General features: G+C 53.3%; 14 protein-coding genes and 2 tRNA genes. 6 read left to right on the forward strand and 10 right to left on the reverse strand.

What is annotated here, in order from left to right; genetic code table 11:
• Positions 1 to 313: 313 nt before the first annotated feature.
• Together AAAC48_RS20235 and AAAC48_RS20240 are read right to left on the reverse strand one after the other, a co-directional pair.
• Positions 314 to 952 carry a hypothetical protein gene (locus AAAC48_RS20235; RefSeq protein WP_340655908.1) on the reverse strand — a complete coding sequence of 213 codons (639 nt, stop codon included), beginning with the start codon at positions 950 to 952 and terminating at the stop codon, positions 314 to 316.
• Between the two features lie 374 nt (positions 953 to 1,326).
• Positions 1,327 to 2,172 (reverse strand): DUF429 domain-containing protein, encoded by an 846-nt coding sequence (locus AAAC48_RS20240; RefSeq protein WP_340655909.1) that lies wholly within the window; start codon positions 2,170 to 2,172, stop codon positions 1,327 to 1,329.
• Positions 2,173 to 2,749: 577 nt separating this feature from the next.
• Between AAAC48_RS20240 and AAAC48_RS20245 the strand changes: the two genes are divergently transcribed.
• The 3 genes from AAAC48_RS20245 (at position 2,750) to AAAC48_RS20255 (ending at position 4,058) form a co-directional block, all read left to right on the forward strand.
• Positions 2,750 to 3,388 (forward strand): poly-gamma-glutamate hydrolase family protein, encoded by a 639-nt coding sequence (locus tag AAAC48_RS20245; RefSeq protein ID WP_340655910.1) that lies wholly within the window; start codon positions 2,750 to 2,752, stop codon positions 3,386 to 3,388.
• A gap of 192 nt (positions 3,389 to 3,580) precedes the next feature.
• The gene (locus AAAC48_RS20250; protein ID WP_340655920.1) at positions 3,581 to 3,787 is read left to right on the forward strand and encodes a M48 family metallopeptidase; all 207 of its coding nucleotides are present in this window, start codon (positions 3,581 to 3,583) and stop codon (positions 3,785 to 3,787) included.
• A 194-nt stretch (positions 3,788 to 3,981) separates the two neighbouring features.
• Positions 3,982 to 4,058 (forward strand) — tRNA-Arg (locus AAAC48_RS20255).
• Between the two features lie 14 nt (positions 4,059 to 4,072).
• On the opposite strand, the gene AAAC48_RS20260 is transcribed toward AAAC48_RS20255, so the two are convergent.
• From AAAC48_RS20260 to rfbA, 5 genes are all read right to left on the reverse strand, one after another.
• Positions 4,073 to 5,497, reverse strand: coding sequence for a phosphomannomutase (locus tag AAAC48_RS20260; RefSeq protein WP_340655921.1), 1,425 nt, complete (start codon positions 5,495 to 5,497; stop codon positions 4,073 to 4,075).
• Positions 5,498 to 5,613: 116 nt separating this feature from the next.
• Positions 5,614 to 6,507 carry a dTDP-4-dehydrorhamnose reductase gene (gene rfbD, locus AAAC48_RS20265; RefSeq protein ID WP_340655911.1) on the reverse strand — a complete coding sequence of 298 codons (894 nt, stop codon included), beginning with the start codon at positions 6,505 to 6,507 and terminating at the stop codon, positions 5,614 to 5,616.
• On the reverse strand, positions 6,504 to 7,574 hold the full coding sequence (rfbB, locus tag AAAC48_RS20270; RefSeq protein WP_340655912.1) for a dTDP-glucose 4,6-dehydratase: 1,071 nt from the start codon (positions 7,572 to 7,574) through the stop codon (positions 6,504 to 6,506). Before rfbB ends, rfbD begins: the two co-directional genes overlap by 4 nt.
• Before the next feature lie 15 nt (positions 7,575 to 7,589).
• Positions 7,590 to 8,147: a dTDP-4-dehydrorhamnose 3,5-epimerase gene (rfbC, locus tag AAAC48_RS20275; RefSeq protein ID WP_340655913.1), complete on the reverse strand. Its 558-nt coding sequence runs from the start codon at positions 8,145 to 8,147 to the stop codon at positions 7,590 to 7,592.
• Positions 8,140 to 9,024, reverse strand: a complete 885-nt coding sequence (gene rfbA / locus AAAC48_RS20280) for a glucose-1-phosphate thymidylyltransferase RfbA (protein WP_340655914.1) — start codon at positions 9,022 to 9,024, stop codon at positions 8,140 to 8,142. The genes rfbC and rfbA overlap by 8 nt, the downstream gene beginning before the upstream one ends.
• A 323-nt stretch (positions 9,025 to 9,347) precedes the next feature.
• On the opposite strand from rfbA, the gene AAAC48_RS20285 reads away from it, so the two are divergent.
• Together AAAC48_RS20285 and AAAC48_RS20290 are read left to right on the forward strand one after the other, a co-directional pair.
• Complete coding sequence (locus AAAC48_RS20285; RefSeq protein WP_340655915.1) at positions 9,348 to 10,157, forward strand: ABC transporter permease; 810 nt, start codon at positions 9,348 to 9,350, stop codon at positions 10,155 to 10,157.
• A 35-nt stretch (positions 10,158 to 10,192) separates the two neighbouring features.
• Positions 10,193 to 10,942 (forward strand): ABC transporter ATP-binding protein, encoded by a 750-nt coding sequence (locus AAAC48_RS20290; RefSeq protein ID WP_340655916.1) that lies wholly within the window; start codon positions 10,193 to 10,195, stop codon positions 10,940 to 10,942.
• A gap of 37 nt (positions 10,943 to 10,979) precedes the next feature.
• On the opposite strand, the gene AAAC48_RS20295 is transcribed toward AAAC48_RS20290, so the two are convergent.
• Positions 10,980 to 11,894, reverse strand: a complete 915-nt coding sequence (locus AAAC48_RS20295) for a glycosyltransferase family 2 protein (RefSeq protein ID WP_340655917.1) — start codon at positions 11,892 to 11,894, stop codon at positions 10,980 to 10,982.
• Between the two features lie 377 nt (positions 11,895 to 12,271).
• Between AAAC48_RS20295 and AAAC48_RS20300 the strand changes: the two genes are divergently transcribed.
• Positions 12,272 to 12,345 (forward strand) — tRNA-Gln (locus AAAC48_RS20300).
• A gap of 4 nt (positions 12,346 to 12,349) precedes the next feature.
• On the opposite strand, the gene AAAC48_RS20305 is transcribed toward AAAC48_RS20300, so the two are convergent.
• Entirely contained in the window at positions 12,350 to 13,465 is a 1,116-nt protein-coding gene (locus tag AAAC48_RS20305; RefSeq protein ID WP_340655918.1) for an NAD(P)/FAD-dependent oxidoreductase, read from the reverse strand.
• A 4-nt stretch (positions 13,466 to 13,469) separates the two neighbouring features.
• On the reverse strand, positions 13,470 to 13,766 hold the full coding sequence (locus tag AAAC48_RS20310) for a hypothetical protein (protein ID WP_340655919.1): 297 nt from the start codon (positions 13,764 to 13,766) through the stop codon (positions 13,470 to 13,472).
• Positions 13,767 to 14,201 lie beyond the last annotated feature (435 nt).

Consider the following 14,201-nt stretch of genomic DNA (forward strand, 5'->3'; position numbering starts at 1 on the left):
CGGTGGTTCTGCTGCACAAGGTTGGATCGGCAGTGTGATCGCCGTGCTCCTCGGCGCAAATTACCAGAACAACACAGATGCTGAGTCCTCAAGGCTCTCATGGACGGCGAAAGCTTGGAAGTTGCCCGCGGCGACCCGAAGACGGGCCGAACCATCGACAAATATGGTCGAACGCTAGCACTCGTATCAATACGCGGTCGTGATGTTGGAACAATACTCATTCAACAGCGCCATGCGCGACCATGGGTTGGGCGCAGGATGCCTTGGTGTTGACGACCCATGGTCAATCGAAAATGCTTGGCAGTCGTGGCTGTTAGCCGGCGGCTGACTTCAACCGCTCGTTGTCACAAGATTTTACATGTATAAGCGCCGGCATCTTGCTGAGGGCTTCAGTTTTCACACAAGCAGCGAGTCCAGCCTTTCGAGCCCCCTCAACGAAAAGCTCCGCCTCAGCGTCCGATGCACCGCCGGTATCGCTGAGATATTGTTCTGCTATCCACTGCGGATCGAGTCTGCGCACCTCGTCCGCCGCCTTCGCTGCTTCCTCCGGTTTGCCGAGGTAGGCCAACGACATCGCCTGGTATGCATAATCCAAGGCGAAGGGTTCTTTAACAAGCTTGGCATATTTGACAGATTGCTCGAACTGCTTGCCAAAGAAATAGGCACACCGAAGGGCCTGATTATACCAATCCGGATAACCATGGTTCAGTAATACTGCGCGATCAGCAAGCTCAACTGCTTTCTGAGCTTGACCAAGCATGGGAATGGACCATGAGATTAGAAGAAGAATATCTGCATTGTTCGGAGCAAGCGATTGCGCTTTCTCAAACTCTGCCAGTGCCTGCTCCGGCTTAGCGTGGAAAGCTTCGGCCATGCCGAGCACTAAATGCGTTTGGCCGTCAGATGGATCGAGCTCGACCGCCTTTTGAGCAGCCGCCATTTGTTTAGCCAAGGTTTCATCCGGAGAAGACGCGATCCCAAGATCATCATATAGCTGTAGGTATACACGACTCCCACATAGGCCCTGGCCATGTTCGGATCGAGTTCAAGGGCTTTTTTAAATAGTGCTTCAGCCTTTTCGAGGCTTTCTTTCGTCACCTGATGCTTCGCCTTCATGGCAAGTAAATAGGTATCGAAGGCAGAAAGGTTTCTCCGGTGTTTTTCGACGCACGAGCTTTAACTCGGCGCCGACCAATACGCCCTCATATCGGGTGAGATTGGTTGCAATGCTGCTCGTTCACCAGCTTCACCGCTTCAAGCTTGTACTCGCGGCTGGACTTTCGTCTTTGCATTCATATTCTCCGGTTTCATGCAGAACACCTTAACTCAGTGTCTATGAAACCGGCAGCAGGCCAGAACGCGTCGTCTAACCGGTGTGCAGCTACGACCACAACCGATCATTGCGTCCACCCCGAGCACCGCTCGGTTTTGTGCCAGCGCATCGCACGCCCATGCTGCCCATAACTCAACCGGTGGCAACCAGAACCAGCCGCCTTGCTCGTCCCCTACTACTTCGGACTTTCCCGATGCGGCGCACGCGGCGGTCAGCAAACAAATGTATGCCGCACGCTTTTCGTGGTCTCGTTCGACCGCGATTGCATGCAATAGGTCGGGATTGTGCCAATTAATTGCTATCATAACTTGGTCGAACATGCCGGCTGCTTTGGCGCGGTCGTAGAGCCAGTCGAATTTCTTGCGCTTTGGCGCCTTCGCCGTCAGGTAATGCTGATCATCGAGCAATACGCCGAGAAAGGCATTGGGGAAGGCCTCGACAATTGCCAACCCAGGGTAAATTGTCCGATTGTCCGCCATTGGATGCGCGAGATGAAGTAGTTGTTGCGCAGTCCCGGCTGCAGCGCGTCGTAGATCCTGACCATTGCCACGGATATGACTGTAGCCGGGCTTGCAGCGCTTCTGGAAAGCTCCCCTGGTGAAAAGCCGTTCGCAGTTTCGCTCAAGCATATCAGGTGAGCCCAATGGAGCAAGCGGACCATCGATCACGATCATTGAAAACCCGGCGACCACTGGGATATGTTGTCGACGTCGATCCCAATTGGTGTGGGTTTTAGCTGATCCGAATTTCTCCCTATCGCTCCAAGCAAGTCCGGTCGTAGGGCGTCTGAGCGAATAACCAACATCAACTCCCAATAATGCTATGTTGGCAAGGTTCAACCTGACCTCCGATCAGCTCGTGCATCATATGGTGCTACCAAAGACGCCGAAACATTATAGCCAACCATGAACAGCGCTCGTTCAAAATCTTGGGATGTAACGTTCAACTGATCTGTCACGCGCTGGACAATTTCGGAGGCACGGCGCATCAACCCCAATCAAATGTCTTGAGGCACACGTCCTCCAGATCGCGGTTGTTCCCTCGAGAGAGTGCTTGCTTCAGCTGATAGCGGAGGTCTTCCGAGGTCGGCTTACCACGTTGCACTGTTACGATGTCCCAGCAATACTGCAAAGCAGCGTCAGATAATGAAGTGCAGCTCCAAACCTTTTTGTTGTTCGCCAGGTTTACCCATGAAGTAGCGTTGCCTCGTGCCTTTGGCATTTCAAATTGATGGGGGGAAGAAACCCCATGCGCGCACAAGTTCATTCTCGAATTCTTGCAGCACTGTCATCCTACTATCGACGCCACTTGTGATCATGTTAGCGTAGTTCAGAACGGCGCCTATCACGGTATACGACAATCCCTGTCTGTCGATAGCAGTTCCCGCAAGACCTTGTAGAAGAAAGGAGCGTATTCATGAGCCAAGACCTTTATCCCAACTATGCAGCTCTAAAGGAAGCGAGAAAAGAAGGGACTGATTACAAAATAACCGTTCTGAGCGAGGGCCGTAGCACCGATTTCATTGCCATCGCTCCTCATGGTGGGAAAATCGAGTCTTGCACATCGGAGATAGCTCGCGAAGTCGCGTCAGACCTTTGTTGCCTCTATCTCTTTGAAGGGACCATGAGAAACGCGAACGGCACTCTGCATATTACTTCCACGAATTTTGATGAACCGAGAGCACTTGAGGTCGTACAAAATTGCCAGACAGCAATCGCGATCCATGGCCGCAGGGATAAGGGCGACATGGAAACGATATATTTAGGTGGTCTTGATCAGCAGCTGGTGAAAATTCTGGCAACCTGCTTGAATGAGGCCAACTTCAAAACGCAAATTGGTGGACATAAATTCCCCGCCGTGGATCAGGCCAATATCTGCAATCGTTGCGCCACTGGAGGGGGAGTGCAGTTGGAATTGCCTAAGACGCTCAGGGATAGTTTGTTGATTGACCACCGTGCTAGAGGGGAGCTGGTTTTAGCCATCAGGGGGGCACTTAATAGCCACATTCAGCTCAATAGCGATTTACGTGCTTCTGCTTCGAAGATTTCAGTGTAAGCTCAGGGGAAACGATGTTTCTTCCCCCCTGCCCCACTTGCCTATAAGGCAAATGCACCTCTAAAACAGGCAACGCGCACTTTCGTGTCTGATTTCCGGGGGAATAGCATTGGCGGTTAAGAAATCTGAAATTTACTCGTCTCTTTGGGCGAGTTGCGATGCACTGCGCGGTGAAATGGGGGCACCTGTAATATCGAAGCGCGTCGTATCTGGCTGAACCTTGAACTTATCAAGAAACCTCTAAAATGCCTGGAATATGTAGTTGCCCACGAGCTCACGCACTTTTTCGAGCGGGATCATTCTGAACGTTTTGTAGAACTTCTGGATTCGGCGATGCCAAATTGGCGAACAATTCGTGCAGAGCTAAATGCTCAGCCGTTGGCGCACGAGAGCTGGTAGCTCCTTGCATCTATTTCTTAAGCAGATCGATCTTAGGCTCGCCACGGCCACGGCACACATCATGCGGACCCGACAGGATTCGAACTTGTGACCTCTGCCTTAGGATATCTGCAACAAAGCAAAATTCGCCATTGAAGCCAAGGGCCGCATCGGTTAGAAACGCTTCGCGCATGTAAGGCCCGAGCCTTGTATCAGCACCCGTAGCTCAGCTGGATAGAGTGCTGCCCTCCGAAGGCAGAGGTCACAGGTTCGAATCCTGTCGGGTGCGCCAATTTTCGTTAGATTTCAGTAAACCAGTTCGCTCGCTGCATGGCGCAACCCCCACTGAAGCAGTTCTTCGGCTCGCACGCCGGACGCCGCCTCGGCGTAACAGCGCAATTCCGGCGCATTACCGGACGCGCGATAGTGGATCACTTCCCCGCCTGCCAGAACGACCCTGACACCATCGATCGCATCGCTTGCTTCAATGGTTCCGACGTCGGCAAAGTAGCGTTGCCTCCGCTCGGTATCGAGCAGAGATTGTAGAAATGCACCGCTCGACGTAGCCGGTACGTGTTCAATGCGGCCGCTGCTCGTGAACCGCGACGGCAGCCCTTTGAGGAGCCCAGAAATCGTCGAGCTGCTTTTCGCGGCCATACCAAGGATACTCAGTATTGGCAGCATTGCGTCGCGTGTCGGCAGAGCGCCCAGCCTTTGACCGTTGACGGCCACGGCTGAGCCAAGCAACACACCGCCATTGGCTTCGAAACCCACGACGTTCCGATAGCCGTCTTTGACGGCCAGTTCCATTCCTTCAATGACATATGGCGAGCCCACGCGGGTCCGATAAACCTTCTTGAACAATCCACACAATTCAATGGCGGTGTTGGACGTCACCGGTGTGACTACGGCATCCGCACCAAGGAAATGCGCAGTCAATAATCCGACACTATCGCCGCGCACAAACGTGCCCTGTTCGTCCGCCACCAGCGGCCGGTCCGCATCCCCATCGGTGGAGACAAGTGCATCAAGGCCATGCTCATTGCTTGCCGCCAGCGCAAAAGCGATATCTTCCGGACGCAGCGCCTCCGTATCAACCGGCACAAACACGTCAGAGCGCCCGATCGCAATGGTATCAGCTCCGGCTTTCTGCAGGATATCAACGAGCAAATCGCGCGCCACCGAGCTATGTTGGTAAACGCCGATACGCCTTCCATCCAGGGCCTTGGGTTGCAGAATCAAACTGCACCGTTCAGCATAATTTTGCAGAGCGTCTTGTTGGACAACGGGCGATTCATCGCCGGGTGCCGGCGCCAACGCAACATCGTCGAGAGCCGATAAGATACCTGCTTCGTCGACTTTGTCGATCTCGCCGTCAGCGCGATAGAATTTGAGGCCGTTACGGTCGTCGGGGATATGGCTCCCGGTCACCATAATGGCCGGGACTTTCAGACTGAGCGCGCGATATGCCAGGGCAGGTGTCGGTAAGGGACCGCAATTCTCAACGTGCATGCCGAAAGTCCGGATCGCCGCAATACAGGCTGCAGCCATCCGCGGACTGCTCGACCGCAGGTCGTGACCGACAAGGATCAAACCTTTGTCCGGTATTGCGTGCCGCGCTTGCATGTTTTTCAGAAACGCCAGCGTATAGGCCCCGCACACCGTATCGGACAACTCGGTGACAAGTCCGCGAAGACCACTCGTGCCAAATTTCAAACTACTCATGATTATCCAAAGCCTGGAAACCGACGATCCGGGATTGGATCAAGCCATCACTATAGCGTTGCGTAGCGATTTTGGTACTCAGATCAACACGCTTATCGGTTGGGACGTCGACTACGTCTTTCTCACTTGGCACGTGCCGATAATAATCGAGTAACCGTGGATTCCGTTGAGATGTGCCAATCCGGGGCTCGCCAACCAAAGACATCGAAAAATTTGTCAGTTGATAGTCGCGAATTCAACGGCCGCCTGGCTTTTGTGGGGTAATCAGCGGTCGTTATATCCACGACATTGGCAAAGGGGCCGTTGTTCGACCGGCTCGCGGCGAAGATGTGCCGGGCAAATCCGCTCCAATTGACAGTTCCCGAACCCACAAGATTGTAAATCCCATAATCTGCAAACGATGTATCGCTTTGCAAACGCCTCGCAACACGAAGGATCCCGTCTGCGATATCGAGCGCTGATGTCGGGTTTCCCCACTGATCGCCGACGACTGTAATCTGCTCCCGGCTTTCCGCGAGCCGCAGCATCGTTTTAACAAAATTCTTGCCAAAAGGGCTGTAGATCCACGCGGTTCGCAGAATGATATGTTGGGAGTTCGCTTCCTGAACGGCGTGCTCTCCTTCAAGTTTGGTCTGGCCGTAGACACCAAGCGGGCCCGTGGCATCTGATTCAAAATAGGGCTCGGTGCCGTCACCGGAAAAAACGTAGTCCGTCGAAAGATGTATTACAGGAACCCCGAGTTGAGAAGCTGCCCGAGCGACTGCTCCAGCCCCGATTGCATTGACCGCCCGCGCCAGTTCAGGCTCGTCTTCGGCCTGGTCGACTGCGGTGTACGCCGCAGCAGAAACAACCAAATCCGGTGCGGCCGCTGAAAGGGCACCATCAATTGTCAATGCATCAGACAAGTCGAGCTCTGGCCTTCCCAAAGCAACAATGTCAATCTCCGGGTGGAACGCAGCTCTTTCGATCAAGCTGCGAACGACCTGGCCATCCCTGCCGGTGACGACGATTCTCATACGGTCCCTTTGACTTCAACGCCAAGACGTTCGCCGGCATAACGACCGCTGCGGATTGGCTCCCACCACCATTCGTTTGCAAGATACCAATCGATGGTCTTGGCAAGTCCCGTTTCGAAGGTTTCTACCGGCTTCCAGCCGAGCTCCCGTTCGATCTTCGATGCGTCGATCGCATAACGGCGGTCATGACCCGGGCGATCAGATACGAAGGTAATCAGGTCACGGTATCGCCCGCCATTCTTGCGAGGACGTTTCTGATCTAGAATATCGCATATTGTCTCGACAACATTGAGGTTCGTCTTCTCATTGTGCCCGCCAATATTGTAGTTCTGACCAACGGCTCCCTTGGTCACGACGACTTCGAGCGCACGCGCATGATCTTCCACATATAGCCAGTCGCGCACATTTGTTCCCGCGCCATAAACCGGCAGCGGCTTACCGTCGAGGGCATTCAGAATGACCAAAGGGATCAGCTTTTCCGGGAAATGGAAGGGTCCGTAATTATTGGAGCAGTTGGAAAGAACCACGGGAAGCCCATAGGTTTCATGCCAGGCACGCACGAGATGGTCCGATGCCGCCTTGGATGCCGAATAAGGCGACGAGGGTGCATAAGGGGTTTCTTCGGTGAAGATGCCACTGTCGAACGGCAGATCTCCAAACACTTCATCTGTCGAAATGTGGTGAAAACGGAATACGCTCTTGGCCTCGGGCGGCAGTTCCCGCCAATAGGCCAGGGCGGCATTCAGCAAGCGAAATGTTCCAACAATGTTTGTTTCGATGAAAGCCGCCGGACCATCGATTGAACGATCGACATGGCTTTCCGCAGCCAGATGCATGATGGCATCGATCTTCTCACTGCGCAGGAGATCGAGCATCGTCGCATCATCGCAGATATCGCCTTGAACAAACCGGTAATTGGGATAGTTTTCGATCTGTCGAAGTGACGTCAAGTTGCCCGCATATGTCAGCTTGTCGACGTTGATCACATGATTGTGCGGATTTGCTGCGAGCTGGCGGCAGACAGCCGAACCGATGAAACCAGCGCCGCCGGTGACGAGAATCCTCATCAATAACTCCATATCTTAAAAAATGAACGTTTCCGCATTAGCCAGACTTGGTGCAGCGCGATCTTTTTCCGACAGCTGAATTTGATCGGAGGCAATCGGCCATTCAATTCCAATTTGCGGATCGTCAAAACGGATCGAACGGTCGTGCTCGGGTGAGTAATAGTCCGTTACCTTATAGATAACTTCGGTATTCTCCTCGAGCGTCATGAAACCATGAGCAAAGCCCTTAGGCACCAGAATCTGGTTCCATTTTTGGGCAGAAAGCTCCAATGCGACCCATTTTCCGAACGTCGGCGACCCTTTGCGAATATCGACGGCCACATCGATAATTGAGCCTCGGATCACCCGGACAAGCTTGTCCTGCGCCTTCGGCGGCAGCTGATAATGCAGTCCGCGAACAACACCTTTTGCCGCGGACAAGGAGTGATTGTCCTGGATGAAGACGAGATCAAGCCCTGCTTGGGACAAGCTCGATGCGTTGTAGGTTTCGGAAAAGAAACCGCGGTCATCCCCAAATCGCTTGGGCACGATCTCCAGCACCCCATCCAGAGCAAGCTTTCTGACCTCAAGCATCTGTAGCTAGCTCCACAATTCGGCGCCGCAAGTAGGCGGCATAGGCAGTTTTACCGAGGCGTGAGGCGCGCTCGAGGACCTGATCATCCGTTATCCAATGGTTCTGGTAGGCTATTTCCTCTGGACAGGCGATCATTACGCCTTGCCTATGCTCTATTGTTCTGACGAACGAAGAAGCTTCGTGCAAGCTGTCATGTGTTCCCGTATCCAGCCAGGCAAAGCCCCGGCCAAGCCGCTGGACGTGGAGATCACCGCGCTCAAGATAGATATTGTTCACGGCAGTAATTTCGAGTTCACCTCGGTCAGACGGTTTGATGTTCGAAGCTATATCGACCACATCATTGTCGTAAAAATACAGACCCGTGACAGCCCAATTCGATTTCGGCTTCAGTGGCTTTTCCTCAATCGAGAGCGCCCGTTTCGTTGCCCTGTCGAATTCGACCACGCCGTAGCGCTCGGGATCTTCTACATGGTAGGCAAAAACGGAGGCGCCTTTCTTGCGCTCAGCAGCCTCTTTGCACAGGCGTGACAATCCATCGCCGTAATAGATGTTATCGCCAAGAACCATGGCGACGGGATCATCCCCGATGAACTCGCGCCCGATGATGAAGGCTTCTGCCAGTCCATTCGGCTGCGGCTGTTCCGCAAAAGAAAGGTTCAATCCAAATTCGCTGCCATCACCAAACAGGTCCCGGAACACCGGCAAATCACGGGGGGTGGATATGATCAGAATGTCCTTGATGCCTGCCAGCATCAATACGCTAAGCGGGTAGTAGATCATCGGCTTGTCGTAGATCGGCAATATCTGCTTTGATACCGCGATCGTCAGCGGATAAAGCCGTGTTCCGCTACCACCAGCTAGAATAATACCCTTCATCTGCACAAAAATCCTAATTCATGGAATATCGTCGAACCGTTAGCCTATCCGCATGCATTGGACAACCTCTGCTGTCGATGAATGCCTTGTGGCGGGCTACCTGTCTCGAGTATCTGTCAATAAAGGCATGAAATTGGCTGGGCGCAGCTGTCAACCTGCCTTGGTGTGGCACGGGTCTGGCAGCCCATCATTCGGACCGGGCCAATGCGGGCCGGCTTCCATAGACAAGCGCGAATTGCGACAGCCAGTCACTATTAAGTCCAATTCTAATGTGCTAACCGCGGGGCCTGCAAACTATCGCCGAACAGAGAGACAACAACACCATGGCCAGCGTGACCGCACAAAAGATTACTGCCTGGGAGGACATCTCCAGTTCGGTCACAAATTTCCGATTGGCCGCACTCCTTGGGTGGCAGGACGTTGCGCAGCGATATCGCAGGTCCAGTATTGGTGCCTTCTGGCTGACGATCAATATGGGCGTGCTCATCGGGGCATTGGGCTTGGTCTTCGGAACGATCTTCAATTCGCCAATGTCGGAGTTTTTGCCGTTCATTTGCGTCGGTTTGATCATGTGGGGCTATTTTTCTAGCCTCATCAACGACGGTTGCACCAGTTTCATATCGAACAGCGATACGATGTTGCAGCTCCCGATACCGTTCTTCACCTACATATTACGAACCTGGTGGCGCAATACGATCATTCTCGCCCACAATATGGTCATCTTTCCCATCGTCCTTTTGATGTTCGGCAAGTTCGTCAACTTTAATGCATTGCTGGTTATTCCAGGCTTCATGCTCGTATCGCTCAACCTCCTTTGGGTCATGGTGGTGCTGGCAGTGCTGTGCACGCGCTATCGCGATCTGACGCAGATCGTCCAGAATATCATGCAGGTCGGCATGTATGTGACCCCCATCATGTGGATGGCCAATAATCTACCCGGCGGCGCAAGATCGCGGCTGATGCTTGATCTCAATCCTTTCTACCACCTCATCAGCATTGTCCGCGAGCCACTGCTCGGTGGTACTGCAACGCAGCTAAACTGGCTGGTTACCGTCGGAATGGCTGTTGTCGGGTGGATGATCGCCCTTTTGTTCCTCAATCGCTATCGTTCACGCATCACCTATTGGCTATGAACATTCTTTCTCAACACAATTTTGCGCAGGCCGACATGACCTCCATGCATCTTGAAAACGTCACTGTGGATTTTCCGATCTACAATGCGAAGAGCAGATCGCTGAAGAACCAGGTCATCAGCCTGGCAACTGGCGGCACCATTGGCTCGAACTCCGAGGGGCATGTCGTCATACGTGGTCTTGAAAATATCAGCCTGAGCCTCAAGGAAGGCGAGCGACTTGGTCTCGTTGGCCATAACGGCTCCGGAAAGACGACGCTTCTGCGGGTCATGAGCGGTGTTTATTACCCTTCCGGTGGCAACATTAGCATCAATGGAAAATGCACATCCCTGATCAATATCTCGCTGGGAATTGATCCCGAAGCAACTGGCCGCGAAAACATCGGCATTCGCGGCGCCCTCCTTGGGTTCAAGAAGAAAGAACTAGCGGCGCGGCAGGCGGAGATTGAGGATTTCTCCGAACTGGGGAGCTTCCTTGACATGCCCGTGCGGACCTATTCCACCGGCATGCAACTGCGATTGGCATTCTCAATATCGACTGTAATCCAGCCTGAAATTCTTATCATGGATGAATGGCTGGCAACCGGGGATGAAGGCTTTCAACACAAGGCGAACGAGCGCCTGCACGACCTCGTCAACAAGACCAAAATTCTCATTATTGCGAGCCATTCCAAAGACTTGCTCTTAAACAACTGCACCCGGATTGTCTGGCTCGAACACGGTAAAGTCCGGATGGATGCGGATGCGGAGACGGTGGCGAACGCCTATTTCGGCCACCATCAGTAGTCGTCATCGAGGGATGGAAGGCGAATGGCGCCTTTCGTCAGATTTTGCGCAACAGCGCCGCCATATATAGCCCCAATTGGCCAAACGAGGTCTGCCGGTATACGCCGGACCGGAAGAGATAGTAGATACGGCTGAACAGACTTGTGCTCCGGACCCTGTTGAAGAGGTCGCATGCTTCGCGTGCCTCGCGCGTCAAGAGGTCTCTGTTCCTGGAAAGTCCCCTCATATTGACGTCAGTCCATTCCACCAAACGGCCTTTGAAGAGGAGCCGCAATCGTCTTATTCGCGCCAGCATTCCAAGATTGGAGCCGATCTGATTGTTGATGTGCTGCCGGTAGTGAACGAGCATTTCAGGTGAATAGTGCACCAGGCCGCCTGCCCCCGAGATAATCAGGTACACCCACCAATCGTGGCTGACAAAATCAGATCGCCGCGAGGCTTCCGCAAGGATTTGGTGGGCTGCCCGGTTGTAAAGCATCGTGTTGCCGCCGGCGAGGCTCTGAGCAAGAGCATTCCTGAAGCTAGGCGTGCGCGTGAAGAGAGGTGACGGCCCAATCACGCTTCCTTCGTCGGTCACGGCAAGCGTTCGTGAACAAAAAAGCGCTGGTTTTGACTGCGAATTGCACGCGATCCACTCAATGGATGTTGCAATTTTTTCTGGCTCCCAGAGGTCGTCCTGGTCCGAGAAAGCATAATAGTCAGAGATAATGTCGGGATTGATGATTAGCGAGCGAAAATTCTCTGCATAGCCCTTCTGCGGTCCGCTCAGCACAATGAATTTGCCTTTCGACCATTTCGCGCGCCAAGTCGCGAGCAGATCAAGCGTTCCGTCGGTTGACCCGTCGTCCGACACCCAGACATCGATAGCAGGGTGGGTCTGGCCTTCGATCGAAGCCAATTGTTCGCTCAGAAATGAGGCGCCGTTGTAAGTAGCAAGGAGGACTGAAACCACTCCGCTTGATTGGTCTTGGGGCAATTCTTTCAAAGTCCTTACCGAGGAATCATTTCATTTATCGTCTGCGCTATCCTACCGGAATACAGTTTTTTTTAGTCACAGGTAGCCGAAAAATGATCGCGATGATCGAGCACCGCAGAATTGAATCCGGTCTTGCCTTTTGCTGCTAAAACTTCGCCGTCTCAAGGGAGATTGTTCTGCTGCTTTGATACAGCATGAAAACGGCGCTGGAGGAAGGGAAGCGACATATTTCTCATTCGGCAAAAAACCAGAACAATTGCTAAAAACATGCGATCAGGGGTTTGCATCCTGACAGAATTCAACTATATGACGACCCGCACCGGCCATTGCCATCCCTTAAGGGGGGTTGCTGTTGGGGAATAGGTTAACGGTAGACCCACGGACTCTGACTCCGTTAGTCCTGGTTCGAATCCAGGTTCCCCAGCCAAGTTTCAGACCCGTCCGACCATATTCGATACATGTTTTGCGATTGAGAGACAGGACGTCAGGCCGGGACTTTCGATCCCGAAAAGATTGACAAGCCCTCTTACGCCGTGCGTAGCGGGACCTTGGATGACAAAGTCCGTGGCGATTTCGCCAGCAATGCTCAGCTTTGGCCTGATGCCGCAATAGGCCGGCTGCAACGAACCATCCCCTAGTTTCGGCCAATATTTCCTGATCTCGTCGTAGAAGCGGTCCGCTCGCTTCGGATCGACTGAATATTCGATCTCATCGATCCATTCGACATCGGGACCAAACCGCATTCGCCCGTCGAGATCAAGGGTTAGATGAACACCAAGCCCCCCTTCTTCCGGTACCGGGTAGATCAGATGTTTGAATGGGGTCTTGCCGGTTGCGGAGAAATAATTGCCTTTGGCAAAGCGCGTGCGGGGAATGAACCGGTCAGGCAGCCCTGCAATGGACGAGGCAACGACCGGGGCCTGGAGGCCACAGGCATTGATAAAGATTGAGGCTTTCAAATCGAACGAGCGGTCAGTACCGGCTTCGGAGGTTTCGATCCGCAGCCCATCGCCATTCGCCTCACCCGCCACCACTTTCGTGTGAAATGATATCGCTGCACCATGATCCTGCGCCTCCCCGAGGAGCGCGAGCATCAAACCGTGACTGTCGATGATCCCGGTGGATGGCGAAAAGAGCGCCGCCGTGCAAGCGAGCTCCGGCTCCCGCTGCAGCACCTCCAATTCCGACAAATGCTGCAGATCTGTAACACCGCATGCCTTCGCTCGCGCTACGATGGCGCTCAGCGTCTGGTGTTGGCTTTCATTGGTTGCGACAATCAACTTACCGCACCTGGAATGTGAAACTCCATGGCTTTTGGCGAAGGCGTAGAGGGTATCCTTTCCTTCTACGCAAAATCGGCCCTTCAAGCTTGCCTGCGGATAATATATCCCGGCGTGAATCACTTCGGAGTTACGGGAACTCGTAACCGTACCGATTGTTTCGGCCTCTTCGATGATAAGCGTTTCGATTCCGCGCCGCGAGAGTTCGCGCGCGATCGCCAAGCCGATGACGCCGGCCCCTGCTATGACGCACTCCACCTGTTCCAATCTTTCAGCGTCCTCCGTGCACGGCGTAAGGTGCGAGTTTTTTCTCCAGACTCTGCAGAGTTTCGATTATCTGCAGGCCTACCCGCTCATAGCAAGGATAGTGCAGGAGATGCTCCGTGTCCCAATCTGCCGGAGAAAGGCCGTCACCATTATCCAGAGGCGCTGAATTCTTCAGCTCCGTCAAATATTCCTGGACGGAGAAAGAGCTCGGCGGCGTTCCCGTAGCCACATGCATAAATAGAGCACGCAGCCAGAATTGTGTGGCCATAAGTTCAATGCGGATTTGCTCGTCTTCAATCATAAGAATTCTGGTCCACACACCAACGGTAAAGCCGTCTAACTAAAGACCTTTTTGATATTCATTGGTAATTTGGCTTGAGGGATACCGGGCACATCCAAAAGCGGATTATGTGTGAATGTATCATGACAGGATTATTGGGGTGATGGACGTTTGACCGATGTCAAGATGGGGAGCGGCACATCACATTGATCCTCGAAATAGTCCGGATTTCCCACACCGGTACCTCAAACGGCTTAATTGCCGCTCATCTCAATAGTCAGCTTAAATGCAGTACTCAGAGCAGGTACCTTCGATAGGGATAAGGGTCAGGACCCTGAGGCCTCATACTAGATGCTGTGCGATCGAAGAACAAACAACAAGTACATGTCGTTCGCACGAATGGACGCTTCTCGGCCAAGCGTCTCAACAACATTAGCGGGGTAATGACGTGGGGAC

The organism is Phyllobacterium sp., assembly GCF_037994405.1.
Taxonomy (GTDB): domain Bacteria; phylum Pseudomonadota; class Alphaproteobacteria; order Rhizobiales; family Rhizobiaceae; genus Phyllobacterium.